Genomic DNA, 18,644 nt, shown 5'->3' on the forward strand with positions numbered 1-18,644 from the left:
TCCCGAAATGAGGGTAACTTTATAATGAAGGGGATGCACGTCAACCCAACCATTTTCGCAGGAGAGGAAGGAATCTGGCGCATGAACATTCGATATTTAGGCCATGCCTGCGTGGAGCTGAGCGACGGAAATCATACGCTGATCATCGACCCGTTCCTGTCCGGCAATCCGAAGGCGTCCGCGCGCGCGGACGAGATCCGCGTCGACCACGTCCTGCTGACCCATGGTCACAGCGACCATGTCGGCGATACGGTGCAGATCGCCAAGGCGTCGGGCGCCACCGTCGTCTCGACGCCGGAAATCGCCGCCTATATGGGCTGGCAAGGGGTGAAGGCGGTCGGAATGAACATCGGCGGCACGTTCGATCTCGGCTACGCGAAGGTGAAGATGATTCAAGCGTTCCACAGCTCCGGTTACGTCTTGGAGGATGATCAGCGCATCGTTTATATGGGCTTGCCTACCGGCCTCATCGTCGAATGGGGCGGTCTTTCGATCCTGCATGCCGGCGACACGGGGCTGTTCGGGGATATGCGCCTGATCGGGGAGCGCAACCGGCTCGATCTCGCCTTCCTGCCGATCGGCGGCCATTTCACGATGGGACCGGAGGACGCCCTGCTCGCGGCCGAATGGTTCGGCGCGCCGCATGTCGTTCCGCTCCACTACGATACGTTCCCGCTCATCGCGCAGGACGGGGAAGCATTCGTCCGGGCGCTGGGCGACAAGGGCATCCGCGGCACCGCGATGAAGCCGGGCGACCGGATCGCGCTCTGAACCCGACCGACCGTCTCGCAAGGCCGCCTTCCGCGCAGCGCGCGAAGGCGGCCTTGCTTCTTTCCGATCTCCCCTCCCGCCTCCGATTTGCCAATATTTGAAGCTGGGGCGCGGCGCGACTTTTCGATAGGATAGAAATAGTGACTCTATGAATCTATTCCATCGAATCGAGTTGAACCGCATCATGTTGAATACACCAAAGCTGCGGCGCGGATGGGCGGCCGCCGTCCTCGCCCTCGCCATCGGCGTAGCCCCGATGCCGACAGGCGCCGCGCAAGCGCTGCCCTACGACGATATCGCGGGCAGCTACGCCCAAGCGGCGATCGTCAGCCTCACGGAGCAGGGCGTTCTCCGCGGCCAGACCGAACGGCTTTTCGCGCCGGCCGCCCCCGTCACCCGGGCCGAATTCGTGGCGATGTTGGAACGGCTGCTGCGGCTGAGTCCGGTGAACGCGGCCATCCCGTCCTATGCGGATGCGCCCAAGAGCGCCTGGTATTACGCCGAGCTTCAAGCCGCCGTGCAGCTTGGCATCGCCCAAGGAACGTCCGACACCTCCTTCGAGCCGAATCGCCCCGTCTCCCGCCAGGAAGCCGCCGTCCTCCTTGCCCGGACGATGAAGCTATCGCTGCCCGCAACCGCCGGATCGGCTACATACGGCTATGCAGACGCCTCCTCCATCGCCGAATGGGCGGGTCCCGCCGTGCTCCAGCTCGGACGTCTCGGCCTGATGCAAGGCGATGGAGGACGGTTCCGTCCGACGGATCCGATCACCCGCCAGGAGGCCGCCGTCCTGCTCGACCGCGTGCGCACGCGGGACGACTGGGCTTTGCAGATCGACGGCACCCCTGCGGAACGGATTCAGATCGGCTGGCAGTACGGCCAGACAACCGCCGAGTACGAGCGCGAGATTGCCTCGTCCGACGTCAACCGTCTGTCGCCGCGCTGGTTTTTCCTGGACAAGACGGGCATGACCGCGAGCGTGGACGCTTCGCTGATCGATTGGGCGCATGCCCGGGGCAAGCGGGTATGGGCGTTGGTCGGCAACCGGTCGGATCAAACGTTGACGCACCAGCTGCTGGCCGACGCGGCAAACCGCGCCGCCGCGATCCGATCGCTCGCGTCTTGGGCGATCAGCTACGGCATCGACGGCCTGAACCTCGACTTCGAGAACGTCGCCCCGGAAGACCGGGACGACATGACCCGGTTCGTCGGCGAGCTCGCCGCGGCGCTGCACGCGGCGAATCGAACGCTCTCCGTCAACGTCTCGCCGGATCTCGGCACCGACTGGACCGAAGCGTTCGACTTCGCCGCCATCGGGCGCCAGGCCGACTACGTCGTGCTGATGGCGTACGACGAGCATTGGGAAGGCGGTCCCGCCGGTTCGGTGTCCTCGCTGCCGTGGCTGCGCGGCGGTCTCGACAGGCTGCTCGCCCAGGTGCCCGCCGCCAAGACGATTCTCGCCCTGCCGTTCTACAATCGCGATTGGACGACTGTCGGCGGGTCGACCGGGTCGACGCCCTGGAGCCTCGTCCAGCAGAATGCAGCCATTACCGCGCGCGGGCTAAAGCCGGTCTGGAACGCCGCGCTCGGCCAATACACGGCGACTTTCCTCCAATCGGGCGTTCGGCACAACCTCTGGCTCGAAGACGGACGATCGCTGACGCTGAAGCTGCAGGCTGGAGAGCAGCGCGGCATCGCCGGATACGCGTACTGGTACATGGGCGGCGAGAGCCCCGACGTCTGGGCGAGCCTCGGCAACGCCCTGCGGTTCGGCTCGTACCGCTTTGGCTGAAGGCCATGAAACGTCCGCCTGATCGGTGGCTCCGCCCCCGCGCCGCCCAAAGTCAAAAGGCTGTCTCCCCGGACACCGGATCCGGGGGGACAGCCTTTTGGCGCCGCGGGCGGGCAAGATCCCGCTTCAGGCGTAAAACAGATAAAAAAGCGCGGTGCTGATGCCGATGCCCCACAGCGCGCCGACGAACACCTCGATGGGCCGATGCCCGAGCAGCTCCTTCAGCTCCTTCACCGGATGGACTTCTCCGTGAAGGTCCGGCATCTTTTTGAGAAACCGGTTGATGATCGAGGCGTGCATCCCCGCATGCCTGCGAATGCCGGCCGCGTCGAACATGATGATGGAGCCGACGATGGCGGCGATGGCGAAGGCCGTCGATTGGACGCCTTCCTCGATGCCGATCGCCGCGGCGAGGCCGGCCATCGCTGCCGAATGCGAGCTGGGCATCCCGCCCGTACTGAAGGCCATGCCGGTCTGCCAGGACCGGCCGCCGAAATACCGGATCGGCACTTTGACCGCCTGCGCGGATAAGATCGAAACGATGGCGGCGATGAGCGGAAAGTTGTGCAGGATGGGCAAAGCGACACCTCCGTTCCGTTGGTCGTTTCCCCATTATACCCGATTTTGGCCGGACGCGGGACCGTTTGTTCCCCTTTACCCCGTTCCCCTAGCGGCGATACACCGTTCGGGCTTACTTGGTCCGCGCTTTCGCTTTTTTTTGCAGCGCCGGCAAATGCTTCATCGTGCGCAGCATCGGTCCTTTGCACATGGGGCACAGCTGATCCGCTACGGCGAACTCTTCGCGCACCCACGCTTTGCAGCTTTCGTTCTTGCATTTCCAGATTTTCGTCAGTTGGAGCTTCGGTTTCGCTTCTTCGTTGGTGTTCAAAATTCCCGTGCATCCTTTCGAACGATCGTTAGAGACAACCGGAATAATATAGTCCCTAAGACCCCGCCGCGTCAAGTCGAAGCCGCGTTCTTGAACTGGCTGCGGAACATCCGGCCGTAGATGCCGTCCTGCTCGAGCAGTTCCCGGTGCGTGCCGCGTTCGGCGATACCGCCCCGGTCCACGACGAGAATCTCGTCCGCATCGCGGATCGTGTTCAGCCGGTGCGCGATGACGAAGCTCGTACGCCCTTTCATCACCTGCAAAAGCGCATCCTGAATATGCAGCTCCGTCCGGGTATCGATGCTGCTCGTCGCCTCGTCGAGAATGAGGATCGACGGCTTCGCCAACATGACCCGGGCGATGGCGATCAGCTGCCGCTGGCCCTGGCTCAGATTGCCGCCGTTTTCGGTCAGCATCGTCTCATACTGCTGCGGTAGCCGCCGGATGAAGCCGTCGGCGTTGGCCATCGCGGCCGCCGCCCGCATCTCCGCCTCCGTGGCTTCGGGGCTGCCGTACAGGATGTTCTCCCGGATCGTGCCGGAGAACAGGTACGTGTCCTGCAGCACGACCCCGAAGCAGCGGCGCAGGCTGTCTCTCGTGTACGACCGGATGTCCCTGCCGTCGATCAGGATCCGGCCGCCCGTCACGTCGTAGAACCGGGTGAGCAGCTGGACGATCGTCGTCTTGCCCGCGCCGGTCGGCCCGACGAGCGCGACGCTGCTGCCGGCTTCCGCGACAAAGCTGACGTCACGCAAAATCGGCACGTCGGGCCGATAGCCGAAGCTGACGTGTTCGAAGACAACCCGTCCCACGGGCTGCTCTAGCGGGATTGCGTCGGGCGGATCCGCCGGCTCCTCTCCCTCGTCCAGCACCTCGAACACGCGCTCCGCCCCGGCGACGCCGGATTGCAGCACGTTGTAGACGTTCGCAAGGTCGTTCAGCGGGCGTACGAATTGGCGGGAATAACTCAGGAAGCTGGCGATGACGCCGACCGAGATCGAGCCCTTGACCGCCATGACGCCGCCCGCGACCGCGACCGTCGTGAAGCCGATGTTGTTGATGACGCCGAGCAGCGGCATGAGAAAGCCCGACCAGATCTGCGCTTGCGTCCCGATGTCGCGCAGCTTCCCGTTCACTTCCTCGAAGGCGTCCACGGCATGCCGCTCGCGGTTGAACGCCTTGACGACGAGCAGGCCGGAGATCGTCTCCTCGATCTGCCCGTTCAGCTTGCCCAATTCTTCCTGCTGGCGCTTGAACAGCTTGCCGGTCCGCCGGGTGACCGTTCGCGCAAGCAGGTACACGAGCGGGACGGTGATGAGGCTCGCGAGCGTCAGCAGCGGGCTCAGCACGATCATCATGACGAGCGAGCCGACGATCGCGATGACGCCCGACATGAGCTGCGTCGTCGTCTGCGAGATGCTCGTGCTGACGTTGTCGATGTCGTTGGACAGGCGGCTCATGAGCTCGCCGTGCTTGCGCGTGTCGAAAAAGGAAAGCGGCAGCTTCTGCAGCTTGGCGAACAGCGCTCCCCGCATCCGCCGGACGACTTGCTGCGAAACGCCGGCCATGATCCAGCCTTGGGCGAACGACAGGCCCGCGTCCAGCAAATAAGAGGCGGCGAGGCCGAACAGCACGGCATACAACATTCCGAACTTCACGGCGCCCTTCCCGCCGTCCATGCCGTCGATCGCCGTGCCGATCAGGTACGGACCGACCAGGCCGAGTCCGGCGCTGACCAGGATGAAGAGAAAGACGACGATCAGCGGGCGCCGCTCGCGGACGAGGTCACGCCAGAGGCGGCGCAGCGTGCCTCCAAACTGCTTGGGCTTCTGGACGGGCCCGCGGCCTCTCGGCCCGAAGCCCCCGCCAGGCCCGCGCCCGAGGCCCGCTTGGGGTGCCGGCGGCGCAGTTGGACGCTCACGGTCCTGTGACATGCGTCATCGCCTCCTGACCCATTTGCGAACGGAAGATTTCCTGGTACACGCGGCACTCCCGCAGCAGGGACGCGTGCGTCCCGATGCCCGCGACTTGCCCGTCGTCCATGACGACGATCTGGTCCGCATCGATGACGGACGAGATGCGCTGCGCGATCAGCAGGCAGGTGAGCCGGCCTTCGTAAGCCTTGAGCGCTTCCTTGACCGCGGCTTCGGTGACCGCGTCGAGCGCGCTCGTGCAGTCGTCAAGGATGAGAATGTCGGGCCGGCGGACGAGCGCCCGGGCGATCGACAGCCGCTGCTTTTGCCCGCCGGACAGGTTGATCCCGCCCTGTCCGAGCTTCGCTTCGTAGCCTTCCGGCAGCGCGCTGACGAAGCCGTGCGCCGAAGCAGCGCGGGCTGCCGCCTCGATCTCCTCCCGGGTCGCCCGCTCGTTTCCCCAGCGGATATTGTCCAGAATCGTCCCTGAGAACAGCACCGTCGCCTGCGGCACGATCGCGACCCGCTCGCGGACCGCTTCCGGCGACAGGGCCGTCAAGTCGACGCCGTCGATGCGCACCGTCCCTCGCGTCGCGTCGTACAAACGCGGCACGAGATTCACAAGCGTGCTTTTGCCGGCGCCGGTCGAGCCGATGATGCCAATCGTCTCGCCCGCCCGGCAGGCGAAGCTGACGCCCTTCAACACCGGTTCGCCGTCCGGCCCGTCGTAAGAGAAGGCGACGTCTTCGAACGACACGCGCGGCGCTTCGGTTTCGCTGGGTACGACCGTCTCCCGCGCCGGAGCCTGCTGCGTCACGGCGGTTGCGCCTTCCCCTTCGGCGAGCACTTCGACGATCCGGCCCGTCGAGGCCTTCGCCCGCACGAACATGTTGAACACCATCGAAATCGTCATGAGGGAGAATAGAATCTGCGTCATGTAGTTGACGAAAGCGATGATATGTCCGACCTCCATGCTCCCGGCATGGACACGGATGCCGCCCAGCCAGACGACGCCGGCGATGCCGAGGTTGACGGCGAGCGTAATCGCCGGGCTGAACGGCGCCATCGCCCGCATCGTCGCGATCGACTGGCGCCGGTACGATTCATTGACGCCTTCGAACTTGTCGGTCTCGTAGGCGAAGCGGTTGAACGCCTTGACGACCCGCACGCCGGACAGATACTCCCGCATGATGCCGTTTAGCCGGTCCAGCGAGCGCTGCACCCTCATGAACAGCGGGAAGCCGATCTTCATATTCAGCGCGATGAGCGCGGCCACGACGGGCACGACGATCGCGAGCACGACCGACAGCTGCGGATTGAGACGGACGGCGAAGATCAACGCGCCGATGCCGAGCAGCGGCGCTTTGGCGAAAATGCGCATCATGCCGTTGACGAAGTTCTGCACCTGGGTGATGTCGTTCGTCAGCCGGGTGACAAGCGAGGCGCGGTCGAACCGGTTCACGTTCGCGAACGGCAGCGACTGGATGCGGCGGAACAAGTCGCCCCGCAGCTCCGCTCCGAACCGCTGGGACACATGGCTGGAAACGATGTTGCGCCCCGTCGCCGACAGCGCCCCGAAGGCGGTGATGAGCAGCATCCAACCGCCGTAGCGCAGCACGACGTCCATTTCCCCGAGGCGCACGCCGCGGTCGATCAGATGCGCCATCAGGGTCGGCAGCAGCAGATCGCACGCCGCCTCTCCGGACACGAGAAGGAAAGCGGCGACGAAGGAAACGCCGTATTTCCGAATGTATTTGGACATGTATCGCAAGCCGGGATCCCCTCTCTCGAATGACTTGCTCCCCCTTGCACGTGATCTTGCGGCGAGGCTAGACGTTCCGGTTGAAAATGACGAGCTTCGGCTCGGTTAGCTCCTCGATGGCATACTGGACGCCTTCCCGGCCGACGCCGCTTTCCTTGATGCCGCCGTACGGCATATGGTCGACGCGGAACGTCGGGATGTCGTTGACGAGGACGCCGCCCGCGCGCAGCGCGTCGGCGGCTCGCAGCGCCGTGTCCAGCCGATTCGTGTAAATGCCGGCCTGCAGGCCAAATGCCGAGTCGTTCACCCGAGCAATGGCCTCCTCGATCGTGTCGACGCGGTTGACGAGCACGACGGGCGCGAACGCCTCCTCGCAGGAAATGCGGGCGTCGTGCGGCACGTCGAGCAGGATGGTCGGCGCGAGGACGCCGTCGTTCGTCAGGGTGCCGCCGGCGGCCAGCGAAGCGCCGCGATCCAGCGCCTCCGCGATCCAGGCGAGCGCGCGCTCGGATTCCCGCGGCGAGATCATCGCGGAGACGTCGGTTTCCGGGTCCAGCGGGTCGCCCAAGCGTAGACGGCCGACCTCCTCCTTCAGCTTGCGGACGAAGGCGTCCCGGACGTCCGAAACGACGTAGATCCGCTGCAGGGAAATACAGACCTGACCTTGGTACGAAAAGGCGCCGGCGGCGCAGCGCGCGGCGACCGCATCCAGATCCGCGTCGCGATCGACGATGACGGCGCTGTTCGAGCCCAGCTCCAGCGTGACCCGCTTGAGCCCCGCCTGGGCGCGGATCCGGGCGCCGACCCCGACGCTCCCCGTGAACGAGATCGCGTCCACCCGCGGATCCCGCGTGATCTTCTCCCCGAGCAGCTTGCCGTCGCCGGTCAATACGTTCAACGCGCCGGCCGGCAGCCCCGCCTCCGCGAGCAGCTCGGCGACGAGCAGCGCCGTGAGCGGCGTTTGGGGCGCAGGCTTCAGCACGACCGTGTTGCCGGAGGCGAGCGCGGGCCCCACCTTGTGCGCGACTAGGTTCATCGGGAAGTTGAACGGCGTGATCGCGCCGACGACACCAACCGGCTCCCGCAGCGTGTACGCGAGCCGTCCTTCGCCACCGGGCGCCGCGTCGAGCGGAATCGTTTCCCCGTGGATGCGCTTGGCTTCCTCTGCGGAAAACTTGTAGGTCTGCACGGTCCGGTCGACCTCCGCATAGGCAGCCTTCAGCGGCTTGCCGGCTTCGAGGGCGATAAGGCGCGCGGCTTCCTCCCGCCGCTTCTCCAACCCCGCTGCCAGCCGCTCGAGGATCGTTGCCCGCGCATGCGCGGGCATCGTCCGCATGACCGCCTTCGCGTCGACGGCCGCCGCGATGGCCTGGTCCGCCTCGGCTTCGCCGGCCGAGGCCACTTCCGCGATCGGCGCCCCGCCGTAGGGCGCGCGGAGCGTCTCGAACGACTCCGTTTCCACCTTTTTCCCGCCGATCCATAGCGATGTGCGGTGCATGAATCCTCTCTCCTTTCCCATTGCTGAGCGCTAAACCTCTTGAATATAAACAGAATAGCACTTGCGGGCGGATCGTACAAAAAAAAGCGTTGACTTCGGCCCTCTTCGCTCCTATATTCAAGATTGGAATCGAATTATTTTTGTCATCGAAATAATTACGAAAGCGGAGGCGCGATCATGAATATCTCGCTCGGCGGCTATTCCTTCAACAATCTGTTCCTGGACGGCCGAATGGATGTGTTCGGCTATTTGGAGACCGCGAAATACCGGTACCGGCTCGATGCCGTCGATCTGTGGAACGCGCAGATCGCGGAGCGGACCAAGCCCATCTTGACGCTGTTCGACGAATCCCGTCTGCGCAAGGTGCGCGAAGCGCTGGACGAGCGCGAGCTGCGCCTCGTCAACATCGCCGTGGACACGGCTCACCTGTGGGATCCGGATCCGGACGTCCGCGAAGCGCTGCGGCGCAACGCCGAAGACCATCTCCAAGCGGCCGTCCTGCTCGGCGCGGAGACGATCCGCATCGACACCGGCGGCCGCGGCGATCAGGTCTTCTCGGACGAGGCGTTCGACTGGATCGTGCGTCAATACCAGACGTACTGCCGGTTTGCGCGCGATCACGGAATGAAGATCGGTCCGGAAAACCACATGGGCCCGTCCCTTGTTCCCGCCGAGATGGTCCGTCTGGCTGAAGCCGTCAACGATCCCGCCTTCGGCATTCTCCTCCATATCGGACGCTGGAACGAGGACCGCGCTACTGGGGACAACCTGGTGGCGCCGTGGGTCGTGCATACGCACTTCGACGCCAAGACGGCCGCCGCCGCGGATACGCCAAGCATTATCCGCACCCTTCGCGACGCCGGCTACCGCGGCTATTGGAGCGTCGAGTACAACGCGCCCGCCCGCAACGCCTATGCCGAGCTGGAGCATCTGCTTGCCCAAGTGAAGCTTCGGCTGGCCGAAGCCCTATCCGCGGACGAATCCGCCACGAGAGGAGCCTGATCGATGCGCAACATTAAAATCGGCCTGATCGGCGCCGGACAGATCGGCAAGCTGCATCTCGAACGCTACGCCGCCATTCCTGGCGTAGAGATTGCTGCCGTCTGCGACGTGAACGCCGAGGAGGCAGCCCGCGTCTCCAGGCAATACGGCATTCCGCGCGTCTACACTCACTTTCGCGAACTGCTCGCCGAGCCGGATCTCGAAGCCGTGGACGTCTGCCTTCACAACAACTTCCACGAGCCCGTCACGACGGCGGCGCTCCTGGCCGGCAAGCACGTCTACTGCGAAAAGCCGATCGCCGGCGCCTACGCCGACGGCCTGAAAATGGTCCAGACGGCTGTCGCGGCCGGCCGCATGCTGCACATCCAGCTTGCGCAGTTGTACAGCAAAGAAACGAAGACGGCCAAGCAGCTCATCGATGCCGGCAAGCTCGGCAAGCCGTACCACGCCCGCTCGACCGGCTTCCGCCGGCGCAACCGTCCCTTCGTCGACGGTTACGGCACGCCCGCCTTTACCCGCAAGGAAACCGCTGGCGGCGGCGCCTTGTTCGATATGGGCGTCTACCATATCTCGCGAATGCTCTACCTTCTTGGCAATCCGCAGCCGCTTCGCATCTCCGGCCAAGTTTATCAGGAGATCGCCATGGACGAGGAGAGACGCGCGCACAGCGGCTTCGACGTCGAGGAATTCGCCGCCGGCTTCGTCAAGCTGCAGGACGGAATCACGCTCGACATCGCCGAGTCGTGGGCAATCAGCCTAGGCGGCTTCGAAGGAAGCGTCATCGTCGGCTCCGAGGGCGGCATTCGCTTCCCCGGCGCCACCTCGCACGGCGAGAAGCACGACTTCACGTTCCACACGACGACCGCCGACCTCGACGTCGACGGCAAGATCGACCTGGACGTCGCCGATCTGCGGCGCAAGCGCCTCAGCCCCCATCCGGACGCTTATGAGTCGTCGCAGCATCACTGGATCGCCGCGCTGCGGGGCGAGGTGCCGCTGCTCGAAACGGCGAAGATCGCGCTGAATACGATGCTGATCAGCGAAGGCCTGTACCTCTCGCACGAGCTCGGACGCGAAGTGTCCGCGGACGAAGTGCGGGAGCGCTCCGTCTCCCGCTCCGTCCGGCTCTGACGCAGCAGCCCAACCTCCCGGAAAGGAACGACAAAACGAAATGGGCGATCTGACTCTCCCGCCGCAAACCGTTCGCATTCTGAAGACGTTCAACTTCGTCATGTACGGGGCGTTGGCGGTGTACGGCACATTTTTCGCGATTTATTTGCGCAGCCTCGGCTGGTCCAACGTCGAGATCGGCGCGCTGCTGGCCGGCGGTCCCGTCGTCGCGCTCGTCGCCAACCCCTTTTGGGGCTATTGGGCCGATCGGCTGCGGGACAACCGCCGGATCCTCCTTCTCGCGCTGATCGGCAACTTCGCCGTCATGCAGGTCGTGTTCTCGTTTAGGCAAGAGACGCTGATCTATGGCGGCATGCTCGTCTTTTTCCTGTTCCAGAGCCCGCTGTTCACGCAGAGCAGCAGCCTGGTGCTGAACGCCATCGACGGAACCCGGCACAAATTCGGTTCGTTTCGGCTCTGGGGCTCGCTCGGCTGGGCGATCACCGCAGCGGCGGCTGGCCCCCTGATCGGCCGGCTCGGCATCTCGCGCCTATGGATCGTTTTCGACGCCATGATCCTTCTCGCGATCCTTTGCGCCTTCTTTCTGCCGCGCGGCGGGGCCAAAAGCGCGACGGCGGCCAAGCCTTCCGCCTTTCAGGGCGCCAAGCTGTCCGGCGTGCTCATGAACCGACCGTTTCTTCTGCTGCTCGGGTTCGGCGTCCTGGTATCCGTGCCGAACTCGTTTAACCAGACGTTCATCGGCATCTATATCCAGGACCTTGGCGGCTCTCCCTCCGCCATCGGCTGGTCGACGTTCGCCACCGCCATCCTGGAGGCGCCCGTCTACCTTCTGCTCGACCGCTACATGCCGAGCCGGATGCGCCATATGGTTCTCTGCCTGGCAGCCGTCAGCGCGCTGTATTCGCTCCGCTGGCTGCTCATGGGCACGGCGGATTCCGCCTGGAGCATCATCTGGATCCAGCTGCTGCATTGCGTCACGTTCGGCGGGTACTACTATATCGGAACGCAGCTCACGGTGCGGCTCGTCCCCGCCGCCTTCCGCTCGACCGGACAGGCCGTCTACGCCCTGAGCTGGGGCGGCGTATCGGGCATTATCGCGGGCGTGGCCGGCGGCTGGATGTTCGAGCATCTCGGCCCCCACGTGCTGTATCGGATCAGCGCCTGCGTGACACTGCTCGGCGCCTTCGGCTTCCTGCTGATGACGAGAAGCGTGCCCGCGCGTGAACAGGAGAATGCATCATGACCATACCCGGCACCGCCAAACCCGGCAGCAAGCAAATGCTGCGCCAGATCAACAAGTCGCTGCTTCTCCATTTGATCGACCGGCACGGTCCGATCTCGCGGGTCGAGCTGTCGCGGCTGACCAAGCTCAGCCCTTCGACCGTCTCGAGCTTGATCGAAGAATCGCTCGGCGAAGGCTATATTCACGAGACCGGCACGGCGGGCGCCGGCGTCGGACGCCGCATGACGCTGCTCGACATCAAAGCGGACGGAGGGTACGTGCTCGGCATCGACCTTGCCCATTCGCGATGCGTTCTTCTCGACCTGCGAGGCGAGGTGCGGGCCAAACGCGACCTTCCTCGGCTCGTCGGAAGGCCGGACATCGAGGAAAGGCTGCCGATGCTCGTGAACGGCTTTCTGGACGAGCAACGGGTGCACCCTCCGCTTCTGCGACGCATCGGCGTATCGGTGCCCGGCCGCATCGACGACACCCAGCGCCGCATCGTCGGCGCCATTCCGCTGCAGCTCGAGGAGATGCCGCTCGGAGATCAGCTCGAGCAACTCTACGGCGTGCCCGTCCGGCTGGTCAACGATCTCGAGGCGGCGGGCTTCGCCGAGCGCTACAACGGCGTCGCGCAAGGGTACCGGACGATCCTGTACGTCCAGATCGATCGTACGGTCGGCGCCGGCATCGTCATCGACAACCAAATCTATCGCGGGACGGCAGGTCAGGCGGGCCGGACGGGCGCCCTGTATCGCTACGGGGCCTTCGACCTGGCTTCGCGCCTGAAGGCAGCGTATCCCGATACGTTCCCGGCCGACGTTCCGCCCGAAGAGACGGCGCGGCGCTTCGCCGAGCTCGCGGCCGACGAAGCGAGTCCGCTCCACGGCGAGCTGACGGACGTTCTCGAGGGTGTCGCTAGCAACTGCGGGGCGATGCTGCAGCTGCTAGCGCCCGAGCAGATGATCTTGAACGGTTGGCTGACGCACCATCCGGACGTTTTCGCCCGGCTGTGCCGGCTAATCGCGCACTACGAGCGAGCAATCAAGGAGCCTACGCCCGTCCGGGCCGCCCAATGGGCGCAGCAAGGCGCTGCCATCGGCGCCGCAACGCTTGGCCTGCACGAGATTTTGCGGCCTGTCGCCATCGACTGATATCGGCATGCTCCATCCGCTAAATCGAAAAGGCCATCGCGGCCTTTTTTTGATTCTTCATCCAATCTTCATGATCGCTAACGATCTTTTTGCTACAATAAATTTAGAACTTAGATTAAGTCTAAATTTAATTTAGGGAGGATTTCCAAATGTCCGAACGCAATCAAACGTTGAACCGTCAAATCGCCAACTGGACCGTCCTGTATACGAAGCTCCACCATTACCACTGGAACGTCAAAGGCCCTCAGTTCTATACGCTGCACGCCCAGTTCGAAACGCTGTACAGCGAAGCGGCCGAACGCCTCGACGTGCTCGCGGAGCGGCTGCTAGCGTTAGGCGGATGTCCCGTGTCCACACTGAAGGATAGCCTCGCGCTGGCGACCGTCCAGGAAGCGAGCGGCGGAGAAAGTGCCGACCAAATGGTTTCCGCCATCGCAAAGGATTTCACCCAGCTCATCGTGGAGCTGAACGAAGGCATCGCAGTCGCAGAGGCCGAGCACGACGAGCCGACCGCCGACTTGTTCATCGGACAAATCGCCGAGCTCCAAAAACACGTCTGGATGCTGAACGCTTACCTCGGTTAAGTCGCTCCAGCGTGCGACTCGTCTTTTACCGCCATCCACTTTCGATTGTCATCCGCAATCGCCCATTGACTTCCTTTTGGAGACAGATTACTCTGAATTACAGAGTAATCTGTTTTTTGTTCGACCGATTCTGAAGGGAGAGATCGAATCCGTGGAAGCGAATACGTTAACGAACGCAATTTCGCTAAGCCAAGTCCGCAAGCGTTACGGCGCGGTCGACGCGGTCCGGGAGATGACATTCGACGTGAGGCGCGGCGAGATATTCGGCATCGTCGGACCGAATGGGGCGGGAAAGACGACGACAATCGAGATGATCGAGGGCTTGCGCACGCCGGACGGCGGCCGGATCGAGGTGCTCGGATTGGATGCGACCCGGCATCGGGAGGCGTTGAAGCATCGTTACGGCGTCCTCCTCCAGTCCACCTCGATCCCCGGACGCGCCAAGGTTGGGGAGCTGCTGCGGTTGTTCTCTTCGTTTTACCGGCGGACAGCCGACGCCGGGCAGCTCGCCCGCTCGTTGCATCTCGAGGATAAGCTGCAGTCGTCATACAAGTCGCTGTCCGGCGGCTGGAAACAACGCGTCTCGCTCGCGCTTGCGTTGATCAACGATCCGGAGATCGTCTTTCTGGACGAGCCGAGCATGGGTCTTGATCCGAATGCCCGGAACGAAATGTGGGAGATGATCCTGCGGATGCGCGGAGAAGGCCGGACGATCGTCGTGACGACGCATTATATGGAAGAGGCGCAAGCCCTCTGCGACCGGGTTGCCGTCATCGACAAAGGCGCGCTCGTCGCGCTGGACACGCCGCGAAAGCTTATCGCCCGGCTCGGCGGCGCCCGCCGCATCGCCTTCCGCAATCCCGGGAAGGTCTCCCGCGATCGGCTGTCCGCCCTCCCGCACGTCATTCAAACCGAATGGGGCGACGAAGAGATCGCCCTTCATTCGGACCAGCTCGACCTGACGCTGAAATATCTGTTCCGCATGGCGGATGCGGAAGATTGGATCGTCAGCGAGCTGCGGCTCGGAGAAGCGACGATGAACGACGTCTTCAGCGAATTGACTCTTCAGGAGAGGAGGCTGGCGCAATGAACACCTTCTTGAGGCTTGCCGCTTTCGACTTTCGGCTCTATCTGCGAGACGGATTAACGTTGTTCTGGGTATTGATCTATCCGATCGTCATGCTGCTAATCTTCGGGCAAATTTTCGGCAACCAACCTGGCGTCATCGAAGGCACGCGCTATATCGATTCGTACGTCCCCGCCCTCTGCGTCATGAGCGTGTTGTCCGTATCGGTCTTTACCCTGCAGATTAACATGGTGACATACCGGGAGAGCGGAATCCTGCGCCGGTTCCGCGTGACGCCCGTCAAGCGATGGAACGTGCTGGCTTCCCACGCGCTGCAAGGCCTTTGCCTCGTGTTGGCCGGGGCGGCCGAAATCCTGATCGTCGCCAAGCTCGTTTGGAACCTCGACATGTCCGCCGCCGGCATCTTGCAGCTTCTCGTCGCGATGGTTTTCGGCTGCATCGGCTTTTTCGGCTTGGGCTTCGCCTTGTCGGGCCTGTCCGCCTCTCCAGGCGCGGCGAGCGGCTTGGCGATGATCTTCTTCTTTCCGATGCTGTTCCTGTCCGGCATCGCCATGCCGCTCGACATATTCCCGACGTTCCTGCAGCATATCGCCCAGTGGATCCCGATGACGCATTTCGTCGCTTTGGCCCAAGGGGTATGGCACGGCGAGTCGCTTCTTCATTTTGGCCTCGAATGGTCCGTTCTGGCGGGTTTTGCAGTCCTGGGACTCGCGCTTGCGTTTTGGCTGTTTCGCTGGGAGTCCCGTTCCTAAACCAATCTGAGAAAATTCATCATGGAGTGATGCTAGATGACCGAATCTAAACACAGCCGCGCTTCCGGAGACGCAACTCCCCCCGCTTCGACGCCGCAGGCGCAGCAAGCGCTGCGCGATATCGATTTTATTAAGCAGCTCGTCGCGCGCCATCGCCGCAAGCTGCCAAGCGCCGCCCCTTACCTGCTGCTTTGGGGTGCTTATCTCATGATCGGCTTTATCGGGATGCAGTTCGACGAGGCGACGTGGCCGATCTGGTATTGGGGTTGCGGCGCGCTTGCCGCCGGCGTTTTGTCGGCCTGGATCGGCGTCCGCCAGCACCGAGATTCGCCCGGCAACCCCCAGCAAGGTCAAGAAGGGGCGTCCGGCTGGGCATTCGGACTTCCCTTTCTCGTTCTGATGCTGGCCGGCGGCTTTATGATGGCGTCTGGCATCGTCGAGATGGCGTACGCGGCGCCGTTCTGGTGCCTGATGATCGGGACGGCGTACGTCTTCTTGGGCGCGCTGATCGGACGCGGTTCCGTTCTGCTTGGCCTCTGGTTCGTCCTGTTGGCCATTTTGACCCGACTCTTTCTGATGGACTGGCAGTACCTTGTCTTGGGGCTGCTGGGCGGCGGAAGCATTTTCGTTACGGGATGGGTGCTGCTGGGGCGGAGTCAGCGTCATGGGTGACAATCTGTTCGACGCGATCGACGACAAGATTCACGCCAAGGCGAGGCTTGGCATCATGAGCCTGCTTGCCATACATGGCGAGTGCGACTTCGGGACGTTGAAGCAGGAGCTTCATTTGACCGAGGGCAACTTGGGCAACCATCTGAAAGTGCTGGAGGAAGCCGGGTATATCCGGATCACGAAGACGTTCACGGGAAAGCGTCCCAAGACGCTTTGCAGCGCGACGGAGCAAGGCGTCCGAGCCTTTCGCGACTACATCGAACAGTTGGAAAAAATCATTCGCATGACGCAATTCCCCCATTCCTGAAAGGCGAAAGACCCGGATCTTCGGATCCGGGTCTTTCGCTACTGTTATTTGGAAGAATCTTTTGCGGGTTGCAAGTTGTCGGCAACCAATCCCGCATATGCCTGGGACCCCGTCTTGCCGAGATGGACGCCGTCTTTGCCGAAGTATTCATCATGATCGGCGCTGAACGTATACCAATCCACCAGCGTCACGTTCGCGTAATCCTTCGAGACGTCCGCCAGCATTTCGTTGACGTTGTCCTGCCATTTGCGGGGCACGCGGGTATTCATCAGCACCACTTGCTGCTTATCCTTCAAGGAGTCGAGCACCTTTACCAGCTGCTTTTTGGTAAAGGAGCCGTTCGTGCCGAGCTCGATGATGACCCGGTCGCCAAGCTTGCCGTCCGCTTTCAGCTGGTCCAGCACTTCGAGCGCTTTTGACATTTGGCGGCCGATCTTGCCGTCGATCACGATGCCGGGCAGCAGCTTCTCGAGATAGGGCTCGACATCGAGCATAACCGAGTCGCCGATCGCGGTGACGCCTTTGCCGGACGCCGCCGCAGCTCCCACGCCGTCTTTCGCCGGGGGCTTCGTTGCGCCTTTGTCCCCCTGGCCTTCTTTACCGGTTTCCTTTTGACCGTCTTTGCCCGCTTGCGGCTTGCCGGAAGGCGTATTGTCTTTTCCGGGCGTCGCTGTCGGCTTCGGCGTAGTTGCCGGCTTTACAGCCGCTTCCCTCCCGCCCTCCGGTGACGGAGATGGGAGCACGGCATGTTCGATGCCTGTCTCCTGCTTGCTTCCAACCTGCGTTGCGGCATTCGATGCATTGGCGCTAGCCTGATGCTTATCCGCATCGCCGGTGCACGAAACGCAGAATGTAATCAGCGCCACGACGGAGAAGATCGCCGCCAGTCTGGCTCGCGCGCGCCCGGACCAAGGACGACGCAGCCCGCTTTGATTGCCCTGCCAGAGCTTGCGAAGCCCGCCGCGGCGAATCGGATCCTCCACATATTTGTAGGAGAGCGTAGCCAGACCGATGCTCAGTCCCACTTGCAGCAGCGAACGCCATACATTCGGACCGCTTGTGTCAACCGACGGATTCGTCAGAACGATGACCGGGTAGTGCCACAGATAGATGCCGTATGAGCGGACGCCCAGCCAGCGCAGCGGCTTCCAGCCAAGCCACCCGCCAATGCGGCCGCCCGGGTGAACGAGCGCCGCCACGACGAGCGCCGTCGCGATCGACAACAGCACCATGCCGCCCGGATAAAGGAACGCGTCATATTCGTCGATGCGAACCATCATGATCAGCACGGCTGCCAGACCCGCGAGCCCGATCAAGTCGACGAGCCTCTTTCCGCTGCGCGTCAGATTGTCCTGCAGCTTGCCGCTCGGCCAGATCAGCGCCAGCGCGGCGCCGATGAGCAATCCGAAGGCGCGCGTATCCGTCCCGTAGTAGACCCGGCTAGGATCTGAGCCCGGCTCGTAAATCAACGCCATCGCGATCGCGGACACCGCGGCAGCGCCGAGAATGGCGAGCGCAAGGCGACCGCGGCGCGGTGCGAACTTCAAGCCCAAAATCATCGCGAGCGGCCACAACAGATAAAACTGCTCCTCCACCGCAAGCGACCATAGATGTCCGAAAGGAGACGGGGGTCCGAAACTTTCGAAGTAAGAAACTTGATGGAAGATTAAGTACCAATTGCTTGTATAAGTGACGGCCGACCACACATCGCCTTGAAGGGCGGGCAGCCGGGACCGATCGATTACCGCCAGTACGATCAATACTGCGACCATCACGAGAAGCATAGCCGGCAGCAATCTGCGCGCGCGTCTCAACCAAAATTGGCGCAGATCGATCCTTTTTTCCCGCTGCCATTCGGCAACGAGCAAATCCGTAATCAGATATCCGGACAGCACAAAGAACACCCCTACACCCAGGAGGCCTCCCGAAGCCCATCCGAAGCCCAGATGATACGCGATGACCGCCATGACGGCCACCGTTCTGAGCCCATCCAATCCCGGCATGTAGCGAAGATGACGCTGATTATTCTTAGGCATCCCAGCGGTCTCCTTTGCAGCACTTGACACTTTCTTCCGAACCACGATTTTGCAGCGTTACTTCTCTCGATG

17 protein-coding genes are annotated in these 18,644 nt (G+C 63.0%); 11 read left to right on the forward strand and 6 right to left on the reverse strand.

Annotated elements, in window-relative coordinates; translation table 11 throughout:
- Positions 1–81 precede the first annotated feature (81 nt).
- A complete protein-coding gene (locus LKX83_RS01220; protein WP_227880069.1) occupies positions 82–771 on the forward strand; it encodes a metal-dependent hydrolase in 690 nt (229 codons plus the stop codon).
- A gap of 184 nt (positions 772–955) precedes the next feature.
- Complete coding sequence (locus LKX83_RS01225) at positions 956–2,563, forward strand: S-layer homology domain-containing protein (RefSeq protein WP_227880070.1); 1,608 nt, start codon at positions 956–958, stop codon at positions 2,561–2,563.
- 126 nt (positions 2,564–2,689) lie between these two features.
- Here the strand turns inward: LKX83_RS01225 and LKX83_RS01230 are convergent, their stop codons facing one another.
- The 5 genes from LKX83_RS01230 to LKX83_RS01250 all read right to left on the reverse strand — a co-directional run bounded on the left by LKX83_RS01230 (position 2,690) and on the right by LKX83_RS01250 (position 8,625).
- Positions 2,690–3,142 carry a divergent PAP2 family protein gene (locus LKX83_RS01230; protein WP_227880071.1) on the reverse strand — a complete coding sequence of 151 codons (453 nt, stop codon included), beginning with the start codon at positions 3,140–3,142 and terminating at the stop codon, positions 2,690–2,692.
- A gap of 112 nt (positions 3,143–3,254) precedes the next feature.
- Positions 3,255–3,452, reverse strand: a complete 198-nt coding sequence (locus LKX83_RS01235) for a cold-inducible protein YdjO-related protein (RefSeq protein WP_227880072.1) — start codon at positions 3,450–3,452, stop codon at positions 3,255–3,257.
- Between the two features lie 71 nt (positions 3,453–3,523).
- Positions 3,524–5,386: an ABC transporter ATP-binding protein gene (locus LKX83_RS01240; protein ID WP_227880073.1), complete on the reverse strand. Its 1,863-nt coding sequence runs from the start codon at positions 5,384–5,386 to the stop codon at positions 3,524–3,526.
- Positions 5,370–7,136, reverse strand: a complete 1,767-nt coding sequence (locus LKX83_RS01245; RefSeq protein WP_227880075.1) for an ABC transporter ATP-binding protein — start codon at positions 7,134–7,136, stop codon at positions 5,370–5,372. The genes LKX83_RS01240 and LKX83_RS01245 overlap by 17 nt, the downstream gene beginning before the upstream one ends.
- Before the next feature lie 58 nt (positions 7,137–7,194).
- Positions 7,195–8,625 carry an aldehyde dehydrogenase family protein gene (locus LKX83_RS01250; protein ID WP_227880076.1) on the reverse strand — a complete coding sequence of 477 codons (1,431 nt, stop codon included), beginning with the start codon at positions 8,623–8,625 and terminating at the stop codon, positions 7,195–7,197.
- Positions 8,626–8,802: 177 nt separating this feature from the next.
- On the opposite strand from LKX83_RS01250, the gene LKX83_RS01255 reads away from it, so the two are divergent.
- The 9 genes from LKX83_RS01255 (at position 8,803) to LKX83_RS01295 (ending at position 16,536) form a co-directional block, all read left to right on the forward strand.
- Positions 8,803–9,627 (forward strand): sugar phosphate isomerase/epimerase family protein, encoded by an 825-nt coding sequence (locus LKX83_RS01255; protein WP_227880077.1) that lies wholly within the window; start codon positions 8,803–8,805, stop codon positions 9,625–9,627.
- Positions 9,628–9,630: 3 nt separating this feature from the next.
- Entirely contained in the window at positions 9,631–10,758 is a 1,128-nt protein-coding gene (locus LKX83_RS01260; protein WP_227880078.1) for a Gfo/Idh/MocA family protein, read from the forward strand.
- A 40-nt stretch (positions 10,759–10,798) separates the two neighbouring features.
- Positions 10,799–12,001 (forward strand): MFS transporter, encoded by a 1,203-nt coding sequence (locus tag LKX83_RS01265; protein WP_227880079.1) that lies wholly within the window; start codon positions 10,799–10,801, stop codon positions 11,999–12,001.
- Entirely contained in the window at positions 11,998–13,134 is a 1,137-nt protein-coding gene (locus tag LKX83_RS01270) for an ROK family protein (protein WP_227880080.1), read from the forward strand. The genes LKX83_RS01265 and LKX83_RS01270 overlap by 4 nt, the downstream gene beginning before the upstream one ends.
- A 149-nt stretch (positions 13,135–13,283) precedes the next feature.
- A complete protein-coding gene (locus tag LKX83_RS01275) occupies positions 13,284–13,718 on the forward strand; it encodes a Dps family protein (protein ID WP_227880081.1) in 435 nt (144 codons plus the stop codon).
- Between the two features lie 151 nt (positions 13,719–13,869).
- Entirely contained in the window at positions 13,870–14,808 is a 939-nt protein-coding gene (locus tag LKX83_RS01280; RefSeq protein WP_227880083.1) for an ABC transporter ATP-binding protein, read from the forward strand.
- Complete coding sequence (locus LKX83_RS01285) at positions 14,805–15,557, forward strand: ABC transporter permease (protein ID WP_227880084.1); 753 nt, start codon at positions 14,805–14,807, stop codon at positions 15,555–15,557. The genes LKX83_RS01280 and LKX83_RS01285 overlap by 4 nt, the downstream gene beginning before the upstream one ends.
- Positions 15,558–15,593: 36 nt before the next feature.
- Positions 15,594–16,229, forward strand: coding sequence for a hypothetical protein (locus LKX83_RS01290; RefSeq protein WP_227880085.1), 636 nt, complete (start codon positions 15,594–15,596; stop codon positions 16,227–16,229).
- Positions 16,222–16,536, forward strand: coding sequence for a winged helix-turn-helix domain-containing protein (locus LKX83_RS01295; RefSeq protein WP_227880086.1), 315 nt, complete (start codon positions 16,222–16,224; stop codon positions 16,534–16,536). Before LKX83_RS01290 ends, LKX83_RS01295 begins: the two co-directional genes overlap by 8 nt.
- A 44-nt stretch (positions 16,537–16,580) precedes the next feature.
- Here LKX83_RS01295 and LKX83_RS01300 read toward each other — a convergent pair whose 3' ends face one another.
- Positions 16,581–18,572, reverse strand: coding sequence for an acyltransferase family protein (locus LKX83_RS01300; protein WP_227880087.1), 1,992 nt, complete (start codon positions 18,570–18,572; stop codon positions 16,581–16,583).
- Positions 18,573–18,644: the final 72 nt, after the last annotated feature.

It is taken from the genome of Cohnella baijiui, from assembly GCF_020731285.1.
Classification (GTDB): domain Bacteria; phylum Bacillota; class Bacilli; order Paenibacillales; family Paenibacillaceae; genus Cohnella.